This window comes from Nitrospinaceae bacterium, assembly GCA_018669005.1.
In the GTDB taxonomy this organism is placed as follows: Bacteria; UBA8248; UBA8248; order UBA8248; family UBA8248; genus UBA8248.
The window spans coordinates 1-13,913 of record JABJAL010000008.1 but is presented as its reverse complement, the minus strand read 5'-3'; the positions used below and the strand labels follow the sequence as shown (position 1 = coordinate 13,913).

At 53.7% G+C, this 13,913-nt stretch carries 17 protein-coding genes; 9 read left to right on the top strand and 8 right to left on the bottom strand.

Annotated elements, in window-relative coordinates; translation table 11 throughout:
• Positions 1 to 115: 115 nt before the first annotated feature.
• From HOJ95_00745 to HOJ95_00735, 3 genes are all read left to right on the top strand, one after another.
• Positions 116 to 307 carry a hypothetical protein gene (locus tag HOJ95_00745; GenBank protein MBT6393207.1) on the top strand — a complete coding sequence of 64 codons (192 nt, stop codon included), beginning with the start codon at positions 116 to 118 and terminating at the stop codon, positions 305 to 307.
• Positions 308 to 482: 175 nt separating this feature from the next.
• Positions 483 to 746: a hypothetical protein gene (locus HOJ95_00740; GenBank protein ID MBT6393206.1), complete on the top strand. Its 264-nt coding sequence runs from the start codon at positions 483 to 485 to the stop codon at positions 744 to 746.
• 36 nt (positions 747 to 782) lie between these two features.
• On the top strand, positions 783 to 1,178 hold the full coding sequence (locus HOJ95_00735; GenBank protein MBT6393205.1) for a hypothetical protein: 396 nt from the start codon (positions 783 to 785) through the stop codon (positions 1,176 to 1,178).
• A 122-nt stretch (positions 1,179 to 1,300) separates the two neighbouring features.
• Here the strand turns inward: HOJ95_00735 and HOJ95_00730 are convergent, their stop codons facing one another.
• The gene (locus HOJ95_00730; GenBank protein ID MBT6393204.1) at positions 1,301 to 2,896 is read right to left on the bottom strand and encodes a hypothetical protein; all 1,596 of its coding nucleotides are present in this window, start codon (positions 2,894 to 2,896) and stop codon (positions 1,301 to 1,303) included.
• Positions 2,897 to 3,636: 740 nt separating this feature from the next.
• Between HOJ95_00730 and HOJ95_00725 the strand changes: the two genes are divergently transcribed.
• Together HOJ95_00725 and HOJ95_00720 are read left to right on the top strand one after the other, a co-directional pair.
• Positions 3,637 to 4,824 (top strand): DEAD/DEAH box helicase, encoded by a 1,188-nt coding sequence (locus tag HOJ95_00725; protein ID MBT6393203.1) that lies wholly within the window; start codon positions 3,637 to 3,639, stop codon positions 4,822 to 4,824.
• A gap of 386 nt (positions 4,825 to 5,210) precedes the next feature.
• The gene (locus tag HOJ95_00720) at positions 5,211 to 5,483 is read left to right on the top strand and encodes an HU family DNA-binding protein (protein ID MBT6393202.1); all 273 of its coding nucleotides are present in this window, start codon (positions 5,211 to 5,213) and stop codon (positions 5,481 to 5,483) included.
• 84 nt (positions 5,484 to 5,567) lie between these two features.
• Here HOJ95_00720 and HOJ95_00715 read toward each other — a convergent pair whose 3' ends face one another.
• Both HOJ95_00715 and HOJ95_00710 read right to left on the bottom strand, forming a co-directional pair.
• Positions 5,568 to 6,668, bottom strand: a complete 1,101-nt coding sequence (locus HOJ95_00715; protein ID MBT6393201.1) for a histidinol-phosphate transaminase — start codon at positions 6,666 to 6,668, stop codon at positions 5,568 to 5,570.
• Positions 6,669 to 6,759: 91 nt separating this feature from the next.
• Complete coding sequence (locus HOJ95_00710) at positions 6,760 to 7,173, bottom strand: hypothetical protein (GenBank protein ID MBT6393200.1); 414 nt, start codon at positions 7,171 to 7,173, stop codon at positions 6,760 to 6,762.
• Between the two features lie 186 nt (positions 7,174 to 7,359).
• Here HOJ95_00710 and larE point away from each other — a divergent pair, with 186 nt between their 5' ends.
• Genes larE through HOJ95_00690 form a run of 4 tightly spaced genes read left to right on the top strand, consistent with a single transcriptional unit; the run spans position 7,360 to position 10,389 of the window.
• Positions 7,360 to 8,151 (top strand): ATP-dependent sacrificial sulfur transferase LarE, encoded by a 792-nt coding sequence (gene larE, locus HOJ95_00705; protein MBT6393199.1) that lies wholly within the window; start codon positions 7,360 to 7,362, stop codon positions 8,149 to 8,151.
• Positions 8,148 to 8,915 (top strand): nickel pincer cofactor biosynthesis protein LarB, encoded by a 768-nt coding sequence (gene larB, locus HOJ95_00700; protein MBT6393198.1) that lies wholly within the window; start codon positions 8,148 to 8,150, stop codon positions 8,913 to 8,915. Before larE ends, larB begins: the two co-directional genes overlap by 4 nt.
• Complete coding sequence (gene larC, locus HOJ95_00695; GenBank protein MBT6393197.1) at positions 8,912 to 10,150, top strand: nickel pincer cofactor biosynthesis protein LarC; 1,239 nt, start codon at positions 8,912 to 8,914, stop codon at positions 10,148 to 10,150. The genes larB and larC overlap by 4 nt, the downstream gene beginning before the upstream one ends.
• Positions 10,147 to 10,389, top strand: coding sequence for a MoaD/ThiS family protein (locus tag HOJ95_00690; protein ID MBT6393196.1), 243 nt, complete (start codon positions 10,147 to 10,149; stop codon positions 10,387 to 10,389). Before larC ends, HOJ95_00690 begins: the two co-directional genes overlap by 4 nt.
• 6 nt (positions 10,390 to 10,395) lie before the next feature.
• Here the strand turns inward: HOJ95_00690 and HOJ95_00685 are convergent, their stop codons facing one another.
• The 5 genes from HOJ95_00685 to HOJ95_00665 form a co-directional block, all read right to left on the bottom strand.
• Positions 10,396 to 10,848, bottom strand: a complete 453-nt coding sequence (locus tag HOJ95_00685; protein MBT6393195.1) for a dehydratase — start codon at positions 10,846 to 10,848, stop codon at positions 10,396 to 10,398.
• A 49-nt stretch (positions 10,849 to 10,897) separates the two neighbouring features.
• Positions 10,898 to 11,725, bottom strand: a complete 828-nt coding sequence (locus tag HOJ95_00680; GenBank protein MBT6393194.1) for a hypothetical protein — start codon at positions 11,723 to 11,725, stop codon at positions 10,898 to 10,900.
• 32 nt (positions 11,726 to 11,757) lie between these two features.
• Positions 11,758 to 12,177, bottom strand: a complete 420-nt coding sequence (locus HOJ95_00675; protein MBT6393193.1) for a biopolymer transporter ExbD — start codon at positions 12,175 to 12,177, stop codon at positions 11,758 to 11,760.
• 1 nt (position 12,178) lies between these two features.
• The gene (locus HOJ95_00670) at positions 12,179 to 12,778 is read right to left on the bottom strand and encodes a MotA/TolQ/ExbB proton channel family protein (GenBank protein ID MBT6393192.1); all 600 of its coding nucleotides are present in this window, start codon (positions 12,776 to 12,778) and stop codon (positions 12,179 to 12,181) included.
• Positions 12,779 to 12,820: 42 nt separating this feature from the next.
• A partial coding sequence (locus tag HOJ95_00665; protein ID MBT6393191.1) for a tetratricopeptide repeat protein occupies positions 12,821 to 13,913 on the bottom strand: 1,093 nt, incomplete at its 5' end.

Below are 13,913 nucleotides of genomic sequence, written 5' to 3'. Positions count from 1 at the left end.
TATGCCCGAGAGCAAGCTAACACCTGGGGCGCTGGCACCTGGAGCGAGGGTGGCCAGATGGCAACCCGGCCCGGGGGAAGGCTTGTTTTCCCAATCTATGAACACAGGGGCGCACTTGAGCGAAAACGAGGTCGATGCGCCTGACAATGACGACGCTGAGGAGTCAGGAGCCCCCCCCCGGCGCGGGACTTCCCAGCGTGAGAACACTAGGCGCGGGACTGGCCGACCAGGGGCTTCTCGTCGTGGACACACAGAGGACACTCCCCCATCCCCTGATATAGGCCAGCTATCGCTCTTTGAGGACTAGCGGGCTTGGGCGAGGGAGCCCGATGGAGCAACGAGCGCCCCAATTTTGCGCAATGAGCCTTGACGGAATTCAACCCGGGGGGAATCAAAACAGCCTTATCAGTGTTATCTTTTTGTATGGAGCTATTCCGCGTAGGCGAATAATTTTCTTTTAATCAGCTAGGGGAATTTTAAACATGCGTCCCGCAAACGACTACCTCCGAAAACCCACGGGCCCGAGGATGGGCATGTGGTCCTGGCGGTATCTCAACATCTGGAAAACCATCAAGATGATAAACAGCCAGCGCGTCAAGGCGTTCTACGAGAAATTCCCCACCATCTTGCCCCCGGGCGCAGAGTTTCCCGATTTTGAGCTAAAAGATTTAAACGGCACGCCCCACAAAATGTCCGACCATTTTGGCAAACAACACCTCGTCGTCACCACCGGCGCCATCACGTGACCCCCCTACCTGCGGCAGGTGCCGTTTTTCGAGCAGTTGGCCGATAAATACGCCGAGCGCGATGTAAAAGTGTTCAACATCTACGTGCGCGAGCCCCACGCCGGCGAGCGCGGTTTTCCAGCCATCAAAAACCACGAAAGCTACGACCACAAACTTGGCTACGCCAAAGAGCTTGCCAGCAAAAAGAAAATGAAAAACACGATTCTAATCGACGAAATGGACCAAAAAGTTCACGAAATGCTGGGCAACCTGCCCACCTTTGTTTACCTCATCGGCAAAGATCGCAAGGTAAAATATAAAGCCACCTGGTCCGATGCCGAATATGTCGATGAACAACTCGCCGCCCTTGTGAACGCCGACCCCGCCTTTGAGGGGCAATCCAAAATCGAGCCCACCATCTTCACCTACGGCGCCTCGCTCGAGATTCATTGAGCCAATTAACAGCGCTTTTCAGTTTCAGCTACTCATCATTCTCAAACCACAAAAAAAACCCCCGGCCTCATATCCGAGACCGGGGGGCGGTTTTTTGTGCGTCTGCTCTTCACTCCTTTCGGCTATTGCGTCTCAAAAAGAGTGCCGGCCGTCCAATCAAAATCACCGGTGACGGTGTGGTTATACCCGCCGCTCACGCTGGACTCCCAGCCGCTGGCGGTGTTGCTATGCCCCCCGCTCACACTGGCACCGCCACCACAGGCGGAGCCGCAGCCGGCCCTGTTCAAAAAACCCCCGCTCACGCTGGCGTAGTAGCCGTTGGCGGTGTTGCTTTGACCCCCGCTCACACTGGAAGAGTCGAAGCTGGCGTGGTTGCCGGCGCCCCCGCTCACGCTGGCGGTGTTCGCGCTGGCGGTGTTGTAATAGCCTCCGCTCACGCTGGAAGACAAGCCTCTGGCGGTGTTCTGGTAGCCACCACTCACGCTGGCCTTGTCGGCGCTGGCGGTGTTCTGGTAGCCACCACTCACGCTGGCGGAGCTCGCGCTGGCGGTGTTCTGGTAGCCACCGCTCACGCTGGCATAACCCGCGCTGGCGGTGTTGTTTCTGCCACCGCTCACGCTGGCGTAGCTCGCGTTGGCGGCGTTGTAATAACCCCCGCTCACGCTGGCGTAGTAGTCCTTGGCCTCGTTTAAATGGCCTCCGCTCACGCTGGCGTAACTCGCGCTGGCGTTGTTGGAGACGCCCCCACTCACGCTGGACTGGTTCGCGCTGGCATGGTTGTGCGCGCCGCCCGAGACGCTGGCATCAAAAGCGCTTGTCGTGTTCCCGGTCCCGGCGAGGAAACCCTGGTTGCCCAGGGCATTATTGAACGATCCGCCGAGCAGATTGCCGTAACCTGAGTAGGAGTGGAACGACCCTACGACAAGATTGTGTGAACCGGTCCGGGTATCGCCGCTGTTTTCGTTGTAGCCGACGATGAGATTGCCCTTGCCGTTCACGGCGTTCCAGGTGTCGCCCGAGCCGTCGCGGATGTGAAGATTCGCGCCGGTAAGAAAAATATTGTTGTTCGTGTCCACGCTCAGGTGGCTAGAGAAGGCCGTAAGGTTCGGCGGCAAAGTGGCAGTACCATCTACCCCGTCCTCTCCAGCCGGACCTTGCGGGCCAGCTACACCTTGAATACCTTGCGGGCCTTGGGTGCCGTCAGAGCCATCAAGTCCAGCTTCTCCTTGAATGCCGGTGTCACCCTTGGGACCTTGATCACCTTGGTCGCCTTTGACACCTTGAGCACCGTTCGTGCCGTCAGTGCCGTTTATACCGTCGTTGCCCGCTAAACCTTGAATCCCTTGTTGACCTTGCGGCCCGGCTGGTCCCTGGGCACCGGTGTTTCCTGTATCGCCCTTTAAACCCTGCGGACCAATCGAGCCAGTGGCGCCTGTTGCGCCAATCGGCCCCTGCGGACCAGTTGCGCCGTCAGAGCCATCAGGACCAGCAGGTCCGGTGGGTCCCGGAATGAGTTCTATGCTGGCAAGTTCCGCCTTCGTCGCCAGGGTGGCGATGAGGGTCGCCTGCGAGGCGACAAGCGCCTCAAGCGACGCCACTCGTTGCAAGAGGCTAGTGCTGCCTCCGTTGCCGCTAGGCGCGGCTTGAGCCCCAACCGGGGCGATGAGAATCAAAGTAAAAAGTGCCAGGCCCATGAAGCTGAAAAATCTTTTCATCATTTCGCGGTTCCCTCTAGGAAGTTGATAAAAACTTAAAATCTGTATTCGAATACAAAAGTCTGATAAGCCTGCGGACAAACACATGCCCGGCAGCGAAAATTGCATGTTTTTAAAGTGGGCGAAAACATATAAAAAAATTTCCTCTTTATAGCAAAACAGTTGGATGGGATCAACGACAATATCCATTTTAGCTAATTTTCGTCACAAAGAAGACTTCCACTTCCCGTTTGTAATGTTAGGGAGCCTCAACTAACTACCCATCCACATGATCCCTGTAGTCTTGACACTTTCGGGCCCCTAACCTATAAACAGCGGCGTGAAGAATTATGTCTCCCCATCGGTTAGCCACGCCCCACGAGCATTTCGGATATCAGGCAACCATTTTCGAGTTATTCAGAATGCCCTCTGCCAGCTGAGGACCCTCTGCAAGCTCTCATCTCAAAAGAAGCCATTTCGTGACTGAAACAAAAAAAAGCAACGATTCTAGCCGACCCAAGCGTGGGCGCTCGAATTCGGGGCCAAATAAAAGCGGCGGCGCAGGCGGCCGACGAGGAAAACCATCCTCGGGACCTCGTAAATCAAAGGGCCCAAATACGTCCCTTGAAAAAGCCATATCCTCTATCGTCAGGACCGTTGATTCGGCTCCCGTCACGGGAACGAGCTCATTTGATGAATCCACCGTTTCAGAGTCTTTTAGAGAGCTAGGGCTCATCCCGGAGCTTCTTCACGGCGTTTTCGATATGGGCTACACCGAACCATCCCCCATACAAACCAAAGCCATTCCGGTCGCCATCAAGGGGCCCGACCTCATCGGATGTGCACAAACGGGAACCGGAAAAACCGCGGCCTTTGCGCTCCCGGCGCTCCAGAGGATGCTTGGCGGATCGGGCACCCGCACACTGGCGCTCACCCCCACCCGCGAGCTTGCTATGCAGGTGGCAGACCAGTTCGAGAAACTTGGCAAATACCTGACCACACAAGTGGCGCTCGTCTATGGCGGTGTTGATTACGAGCCTCAAATTCAATCGCTTGTTAACGAGGCCGATATAGTTGTCGCCACGCCAGGCCGGCTACTTGATCACATGAAAAGAAAAACAGCCAACTTCTCGAACCTTGAGGTTTTGATTCTCGATGAGGCTGACCGCATGCTCGACATGGGCTTTGCCGAGGAAATCACAGAAATCCTCAGCCGCCTTCCGTCAAAACGGCAAACAATGCTTTTCTCGGCGACTATACCAACCACTATTTCGAGCCTAGCGAGCAAAGCGCTCAACTCGCCCGTAGACATTTCCGTGGCAACGCCCTCGACGCCAGCCGATGGAATTTTTCATGGCGTCTATCCACTGAGCGGCATGAACAAGGCGAGAGCGGTTCTTGAGATTTTGCAAAAATCAGAAGCCAAATCCGTGCTCGTTTTCACCCGGACCAAGGCGGGCGCCGATCAGCTATCTGATCTCCTCGAACGGGCGAACATAACCGTTTCGCGAATCCATTCTGACAGAAGTCAGCGGCAACGAGAAAAAGCGCTCCAGGATTTCAAGGATGGTACGCATAAAATTTTAGTGGCAACCGATATTGTGGCCAGAGGGATCGACGTAACGGATATTTCGCATGTCATCAATTACGATGTGCCCGAATACCCCGAAGATTACGTGCATCGTGCGGGTAGAACCGCGCGGGCGGGGCAAATAGGCTATGCCCTCACCTTGATGTCACCGAGCGAGATCATGCTCGTAAAGGGAATTGAGCGATTTATTGGCAAAGCGCTTCCTCGCCTGTCACTGCCCAGCATGAGTGACGATGCGCACCAAGGGAGCCTGGCGCATGACCCAAAACCACTTAAGGACCAGCCCTCGGTGGCTCGATACGACCGAAGCCGGGGCAGAGGCCGCAAACCGACCCGCCGTACAGGGCTATCGCTTCGCTAGTCTTTGCACGGCCTCTTGTGAGTCTTAACAAAACTGAACTTAAAACATTGATAAATTTAATAAAATCTTCATTCAAAATAATAATGCCAATTTCAAAATTTTCACCCTCTATTCAGTAGATTTTTTTGATTAGTGCCCTTATCGACAAACACAACACTATCAATCTGAATATGTTATGAAGCGCAACCATTCAACACTCGCAAGGAATGCACAAACTTTAAATCCACAAAGTGTGATGGGCGTCAATAAAATACGAATATTTTTTTCAAAACATCAAAAACGTGTTGACGTTCTCATGAGCGTGAGATAGATTTACAAACACTGAAGGGCCCATACAGAAGCACTATTCATCTTCTTCCAGCGTTACAGCCACGGGGGATTTATTAATGCAGAAGTCTGAATTGATCGAAACGATTGCTGGTGATGCAAACATCTCGAAAGCAGCAGCTGACCGCGCCCTCGCATCCTTGTTGAACAACATCACAAAAGCGCTTAAAAGCGGCGACAGGATCTCTCTTGTTGGATTTGGAACGTTCTCGATTTCGAAACGCGCTGCGCGCATGGGACGCAACCCACAGACTGGCGCAGAGATCAAAATCAAGGCCTCAAAAGTTCCGAAATTCTCGGCTGGCAAATCTCTGAAAGAAGCTGTTAAGTAAAACCAACAACTACAAAACACTCAAAAGACGTAATTGAAGGCAGGGGGGCTGTTTCTAAGGTAGTTTCCGTGGAAACAGCCCCAGCTAGGCTCCTGAGAGTGCATTCCACAGCCCCGCGCTCAAGCCCGTGTTCTCCTCGGGAGTCCCGATTGTCACCCTTATCCACTCGGGGCAGCCAAATGCGCTGCCGGGGCGAACAATAAGCCCCAGCTTCAAAAGAGCCTCCGTGACGGCATCACCATTGCGAACATTAATAAAGATAAAATTAGCTTGGCTTTCAATGAACGCAATCCCAAGCTCTCTAAAAACCAGATAATATTTCTGACGCTCCTCTCGATTCATTCGGATGCTGCTTTCGCGAAACCCCTCATCCCCCAAAGCCGCAACCGCAGCCACCTGGGCAAGTTGATTCACGTTAAACGGCTCTCGCACCCGGTGCATAAATCCAATCAGCTCTTTGTTGCCAATCCCATAGCCCACCCGGAGTCCCGCCAAGCCATAGATTTTAGAAAACGAGCGAAGAACGATCAACGGATATTGCTCGATCAGCGCCAAGCTATCAGGCCATTCAGGGTCATCGACAAAATCACCATATGCCTCATCAAGCAAAACGAGAGTATTTTCCGGAAGCGCTTCTAAAAAAGAAACCAAAGCTTTCTTTTCTAAAATTGTTCCCGTGGGATTATTCGGGCTGCAAAGAAAGATCAGTTTCGACCGCCCGCTGGCTCGCGAGGCAATATCATCGAGATCTATCCGATAATCGCGAAGCGGACTCAAAACCACCTTGGCACCCATCACCCGGCTCACGTGACGATACGGGCTGAACGTGGGCTGCGGGATAATCACCTCATCCCCATCGTTTAGAAATGTTCGGGACAAGACGGACAGAACATCGTCTCCGCCATTTCCAATGAAAATTTGAGCCTCCTCAACACCTAACCTCTCTGCCAGGGCAGCCCGCAATACACCCGCGTGGCCATCTGGATACCTGTTCAGCCCCTTGAGAACGCCCTGAATCGCCTCAAGGGCAGCGGGCGATGGTCCATTGGCATTTTCATTGCTCGCAAGCTTCAAAACCTCTGTCAGGCCGTACTCTCTACCCACCTCCTCGGCCCGGCGACCAGGAACATAGATATCGAGAGTCTCTATCCCCTTGCGCAACAATTTTTCAGGCTCAAAACCCATTATGAACGATTCTCCAAAATAAAAAGCCAAGCCGCCGAGGCAGCCTCACAAATTAAACAAATGGAATTTCAATTTGATAACTAGAAGTTAATTAATGCGGGACAACCACACGCATGGATTTTCCGCCCCACCCCTCGACCGAGTCCCGGGCATCAACGACCACCTCCCGAATCTCAGAGCTTATCCTCACCCTCACCAGGGAGCGAGTAAAAGGCTGCTCATCCACATGAGGGTGGTAAAGCACCCTTGTTCCAAGCACTTTATCGTCCGCCGTCTTGACCCGAAATGCGTTAGCGTATTTTTTCCAACCCGTATCGGGCGAGGATATTGTCACTTCAAAGCGAAACACGCCTGCGGCTGATTTACGAACACTCACCTTCAACACATCAGGATACACCCGCTTTTCCGCCGAGGCGGCTGGCACAACACCTTTGACACAAAGCGAAGTCGCAGCAACAGCCACCACAAAAAACATTATCAGACGAAATTTTCTTGTAATCCTCAAAACGCATCTCCCACTTATAAACACTATTATCTTATCATACATACATCCAACCACGACTGGGTTTTCCGTTGCCCTTCTCCTATGGAGTGGGCTAAAATCCATTAAGTTCGAAACTAAGGAGATTCTCCATTGTCAACTACACCCGCGCAAGCAAAGTTTGAAATTTTAAAAAATATCCTCAAAGAGATGGGCGGCGTTCTCATCGCCTTCTCTGGGGGCGTCGACAGCACTTTTCTCGCCAGTGCCGCCCACCAAACACTCGGCAAACGCGCTCTTGCCGTAACGGGAAAATCCGTCACGTTGGCACAATCGGAATTCCTTGAATCGATTGATCTCGCCGAGCATATTGGCATCCGCCACCGCATCATCGACACGGCGGAAATCAAGGTCGAAGAATTTGGAAACAACCCCCCAAACCGTTGTTATTATTGCAAAAATGAGCTCTACACCATTCTTCGAAGTGTTGCGGACGAGGAGGGGCTCGCCTTTATTGTTGATGGCTCAAACGCTGATGATAGGGGCGATCACCGGCCGGGCATGAAGGCCGCCCGTGAACTTGAGGTTCGAAGCCCTTTGATGGAAGCCGGATTCACCAAATCCGAGATCAGAGAAATCTCAAAGGAAATGGGCCTGCCCACCTGGGATAAACCGGCGATGGCCTGCCTTTCAAGCCGCTTTCCGTACGGCGACAAGATAACACCCGAGAAAATCTCTCAGGTGGAAAAAGCAGAAGCTTCCCTCCGGGCACTAGGCTTCAGACAACTGCGGGTAAGGCACCACGACACCATCGCCCGAATTGAAATCCCCAATGATGAAATACCCATGCTGCTTGAAAACGGACTGCTCGATGAAGTGGTAAGGCTGACCAAGGAGGCCGGTTTTAGCTATGCCACCCTCGACCTTGAGGGTTTCCGTTCGGGGAGCATGAACGAGCCTCTTTATAATAAGAAACTTCTTCCGGTTGCCCTTCTTTCGTGAACAATAATAGTCTTCTTTCTCTCCTTGATGATGTGCGCTCGGGAAAACTATCACCAAGTGATGCCGCTGCGCGCCTCCGCGACCTTCCCTATGAAAACCTTGGTCACACCCGAGTTGACCACCACAGAAGCCTCCGCAAGGGATACGCCGAGGTAATCTACGGTGAGGGCAAATCCTCCTCCCAGGTCCTCGATATCGCTCAATCCCTTCTTAAAAACGAACAGACTGTAATGCTCACCCGGGCATCGCTTGAACAAGCCCAAACCCTGCTCGCTGAATTTCCGGGGGCCGTACATCACAACGAGGCGAGAATGGTCGTGATCGCCCCCAGCAGCCCACCTCCCAACAGCGCCGGGCTCGGGTGTGTCGCTGTAATATCGGGAGGCACCTCGGATCAACCCATCGCCGAGGAAGCAGCCGTCACTGCCGAGACAATGGGCTCAAAAGTAGCCCGTGCCTACGACGTGGGCGTTGCGGGCCTCCATCGCCTGCTGGCCGAGATGGATTCGCTTCGTGAGGCGAATGTCATCATCGCCGTCGCCGGAATGGAGGGTGCCCTCCCCTCGGTCGTCGCCGGGCTTGTCGAGGCCCCCGTCATCGCCGTGCCCACATCGATTGGCTACGGCACAAGCATGGGCGGGCTGACAGCACTTTTCGCCATGCTGGCCTCGTGCGCAGACGGCATATCGGTGGTAAACATCGACAATGGATTTGGGGCTGGATTCCAGGCCCACCTTATTAACCGTCTGGCCGTGAAAAAGTGAAAACCATCTATTTCGATTGTTTCGCCGGAGCGAGCGGCGACATGCTTCTCGGTGCCATGCTCGATCTGGGCCTCCCCCTTGAGGCGCTGCTTGCAGAACTCCTCAAGCTAGAACTAGGACCCTGCGAGATTACCACCCACAAATCCGTGAAATGCGGCATCTCAGCCACACAGTTCCGCGTAAAAACCACCGGAGCTGAACAGCCGGGCCAAAGTTATTCATCAATCCATGGTCGCCCATTGTCCGAGATTGAAAAAATCATCGCACACACCACCATCCCCTCCACCGCAAAGGCCGCCGCCTTAAAAGCATTCAGGCGCCTGGGGGAAGTGGAGGCCGGCATACACAATGTCCCGGTCGAATCCATTCATTTCCACGAAGTGGGAGCAATTGACTCCATCATCGACATCGCAGGCTTTTTCGTCGGCCTTGAGCTACTTGGTGTCGAGCGTGTCCTTTCCTCCCCGCTTCCTCCTGGCAAGGGATTTATCAACAGTGCACACGGAAAGATGCCCATTCCCGCCCCGGCCACAGCTAAACTGCTGGAGGGCGTCTCGATCCTCGACAATGGGCTACAAGGAGAGGTGCTAACGCCAACGGGGGCGCTATTACTCTCAGAGAGCGCCGAGGCATTTGGGCCTATGCCCCCGATGGCAATTACCGATGTCGGCCATGGCTCAGGCGAGATGGAACAACCCATTCCCAACATCGTACGGGCTTTTCTCGGGGAATCGATCACAGATGAGGCCACATCACGAAGCGCCCATCCGAACACGATTTCGGTTCTTGAAACCAACATTGACGATATGAACCCCGAAATTTATCCCCATGTCCTCGATGGCGTGATATCACGTGGCGCGCTTGATGCCTTTCTCGTCCCCACTGTCGGCAAAAAAGGCCGCCCCGCTATTCTGCTCACCCTTCTTTGTCCAACTAGTTTACAAGACGACCTCATCGCCTACCTGATGCGGGAGACCACCACCCTGGGCGTCCGCTATCGGCAAACATCAAGAGCAACGGCAGAGCGAGATTGGCTGGAGGTCGAAACGCCGTGGGGTAGTGTTCGCATCAAACGGGCGCGTTTCGAGGGTGTGGTTGTTAATCTTGCGCCCGAATTTGAGGATTGCCGGAAGCTGGCCAAATCCTCCGGCGCCCCGCTCAAGGAAATCATCAACGCTGCGACAGCAGCGGCAAAAGTACAACACGGCAACTCGTCAAGCGGACAGACGCCATGAATATCCGGCTTCGGCTCTATGCTGATTTTGAAGATAAAATGCCAGCAGAATTGGAAGAAGATGGTTCGGCGGGGCTAGAGGTTCCCCCAAATGCCCTCGTGAAAGATGTACTTGATACCTACGGTATTCCGTACGAGGAGGCCTATGTCATTCTTTTAGATGGGCGTCACGCCCCGAAAGAGACCCCCCTCATCGATGGGTGCGAGCTTTGCATCTTTCCCGCCATCGTCGGGGGATAAGGGCGCCTAGCCTTTTATTTCCATCATGAGGACGAATTGGCCCTCTTGAACAGTCTCATCGCGCTGGTTCTTTAAGGTCATCCCGAGCGTCACAAGCCCCTGCCCCTTACTTGAAATACGCTTTTCGCGCACCTCAACCTCGGCATGAACCGTGTCATCGAACATGATGGCACCTCGAAACTTCATCTCAAGGCCCATGAACGCCTCAACCGTGCCCTCAAGTATGCCCAGCCTTGAGACGAGCCCCGAAAGATAGGAAAGCCCCAGAAGCCCGTGGGCAATTCGCCCGCCAAAGGGGGTCTTCGCTGCGCTCTGAGCATCGGTATGAAGGTACGTATAATCGCCCGTCAACCCGGCAAAAGCCGTGACATCGGCCTCCCCGACTGTTCTGGCCGCCGTGCACCAGGTGCGTCCCACTTCAAAATCGTCATAGCCAAGGCCCGTAGGCTCAAATTCCATAACATCTCCTTGCCTGCCGCCAGCTTTCCAGACTAGGGGCGGCGAGGGCTTATTTCACACGGAAGCGATAAACGACCGAGCCCCACTCCTCACGCCTGGGCTCTCCTTTGACCAGCGGCGAGAATCGCCAGCGTTTCATATGGTTCACAGCAACCCCCTCTAAATACGCACTCCCCTTTCGCATCGGAAGCACCCGCCCCACAGTGCCATCAGGCAGCACCCAGAAACGAAGTTTAATGTCACCTGATGATTCAGCCAATTTCACTTTCGGGGGCGGCGGGCGAAACACTACTTTTCTGGCCGCCGCCGGCCCCTCGATGCTCTGTCTTCTCGCCAGATCTCTATCTTTAAAATTGAGACTCGATATTTCCTTGCCCAATTCCCGGGTTCTTGAGGCACCACTGCCGGACACGGATTTTCGCTCACCACTGAGCCCAATGTCCCCTTTGAGCCCATGAATGGGCAACGCAATATCTAAGGGGGATACCGGCGGTTTTTCAAGGCTAAGCGATTCAAGGGAAGTCATGGGGCGAGGCAAATTCAACTTTGGCGGCTTCAAAGGAGCTGGCGCTTTGAGCACTTTTTCCCGTGTCGGAATAGAGGGGGATATCCTCAATCTTGGCGAGAGGGGCCCAGATATACTTCCTTGGCTTTCCTGAAAGCGCTGCAAATTTAGTGGCTTTGGTTGCGGCACCAGGGGTAGCGGCTTGGCGCGTAGCGCGTCCGGAAGTGGAACCTCGCGTTGCAGCATCGCCACCTCGACAGAATCATCCTTGAGCTCATCGGTAATCGGGGGCCGTATATCCGGGCCAAAGAAAATCAACCCGGCATGAAGTGTCATCGACAAAATTAATGTTGAGAGCAGCGCTGCGCTCATAACCTGCTCCGATTACCGGTTTAAAAAACGGGCTATTTTCTTTTCTTTGGGCGCTTAAGGGGCGATGTTGCAATGGCAATTCTCTCTGCGCCCGCTTGTTTAGCCACATCCATAATCCGCACCACGAAACCGTGCGCGACATCACGATCAGCTCGAAGAACCAGCGCCGCCTCTTGCTGAAACTTGAGCTCCTCGACCAAGCGCCCCCAAAGGGAATTGAATTTCACCAACTCGTTGTTCAGGAAAATCCGCTTGTCCCTCGCAATGATCAAAACAAGGTCTTTTCTCGCGGGCTGCTCGGTGGTGACCGTGCGCGGCAGCTTCACCTTAATTCCGGGCTGGAGAATGAAGGTCGAGCTCAACACGAAGAATAGGAGTAGCAGAAAGACAACGTCGATCATCGAGGTCATACCTGGCTCGGCCTGCACACGGCGACGTTCGCGGAATCTCATGCTAGCGCTTCATCATATCGACAAGACGAAAGGTGTGTTTCTCAATTTCAAGAATTATGCGGTCCGCCTTGGACGTGAAAAAGTTGTAGAAAATAAGCGCCGGTATCGCGATGACAAGCCCCGAGGCCGTGGTAATGAGCGCCTCACTAATCCCGTGGGCAAGCTGGCTGGGGTGCGCAACTCCTTTTTCGCTAATCACGGTAAAGGTGCGAATCATGCCGAAAACCGTTCCGGTGAGGCCTAGTAGTGGAGATACGGCGGCGATCGTACCCAGCACGCCCAGGTAGCGATCTAGCGTCGGCACCTCCTGGCGCCCGGCGTCCTCGACAATTTCCTTGAGCTCATCTCTGTCGCGCTCATGATTAATGATGGCCGCAAGAAGAATACGGCCCATCACCGACGGCTGGCGCCTGCAGACCGTCATCGCCTCGCCTATTTGATCTTCCGAGAGAAGATCTTTGACTCTCTGAAAAACATCAAGGCGAATCACACGGCTGGTTCTCAGGGAAAAGAAGCGCTCCAGAATTATGGCCACGGCCAAAACGGAGCATACGCCCAGAGGAATCATCAATATCCCGCCACGAAACAAAAAATCTAACATCTCGGCATTCCCTTCATCCGGAAGATTCTCATCGAATACCCCTTAAGGACTGGATTTACTTTTCTTCGAAAGCCGTACAACAGCCTCGAAAGCCAACTTTTTAAAAGGCCCGGTAGGCGCAAGACGACTCATTTTTTTGAAAATTCGAAGGGCGGTTATGCGTCTGCCTGATTTTTCGTAAATTCCACCAGCACGCGCAAGGGCTTTGACGACCCACATTGTCTGCTCTGGATAGCGGTAGGTCAACTTAAGAAATTCCGGCGCGGCACGTCGGTCCCGAGCGCGGGACAAAAGGTCCGCCCGGGCAAAAAAGGCCTCCGCCTCGATTTTCGGGTCCCCCGATTCGAGAGCCCCCTTGAGCGCCTCGGCTGCCTCTCTCAATCGGCCCTGCTTCGACAACAATCCCGATACCAAAAGCGATGCTGTCGTCTGAATACTGCTTGGCGTTCCCGAATAATTTTCGATGACACGCTTAAGATTAATAATTGCAGTCCTCGAATCCCCCTCCTTAAGCGCGCATCGTCCCGACTCAAAAAAAGCTATCTGTCGATAATCATGTTTCGGGTGTCGCTTTACGAAAACCGCAAGCTTAATCCTCGCCTCCGAGCAACGGCCTACCGAGGCAAGAGACTCGCCCACTCCAAAAAGGGCATCCGATGCCAAGGGGCTTTTAGGGTAGCGGCTCATGAGCCGCTCATAGGTGTCCAAAGCTGCGTCCAACTCTTTTCTGCGTCTGTGGATACTAGCAATCCGCAGCAAAGAATGGGGCACCAGACCACTCGTCTCGAATCGAGCGCCGACCTCACGGTAGGAACGAAGGGCGCCATCCAAATCCCCCCGCGCCAGGAGAGTTTCACCGATTTGGAATGCAAGGGCGATGCTTAATTCATCCCCGCCATAGGTCTCAATAAAATTTTTGGCCCCATCAAGAAACTTGGAAATCTCTCCCAGTTGAAGATTCGTCAAACTCAAACCATAGGCCGCCTCCCGGCCCTTGGGATGGTTCTTATATCTGTTCAACATCAGACGATACGTTCGATTCGCCTGGAGATAGCGACCCTCGTTATAAAAAGAGTCTCCAACACGTAGATAAGCCATCGGGGACAATGTCGATTTGGGATTTTTCTGGATGAAG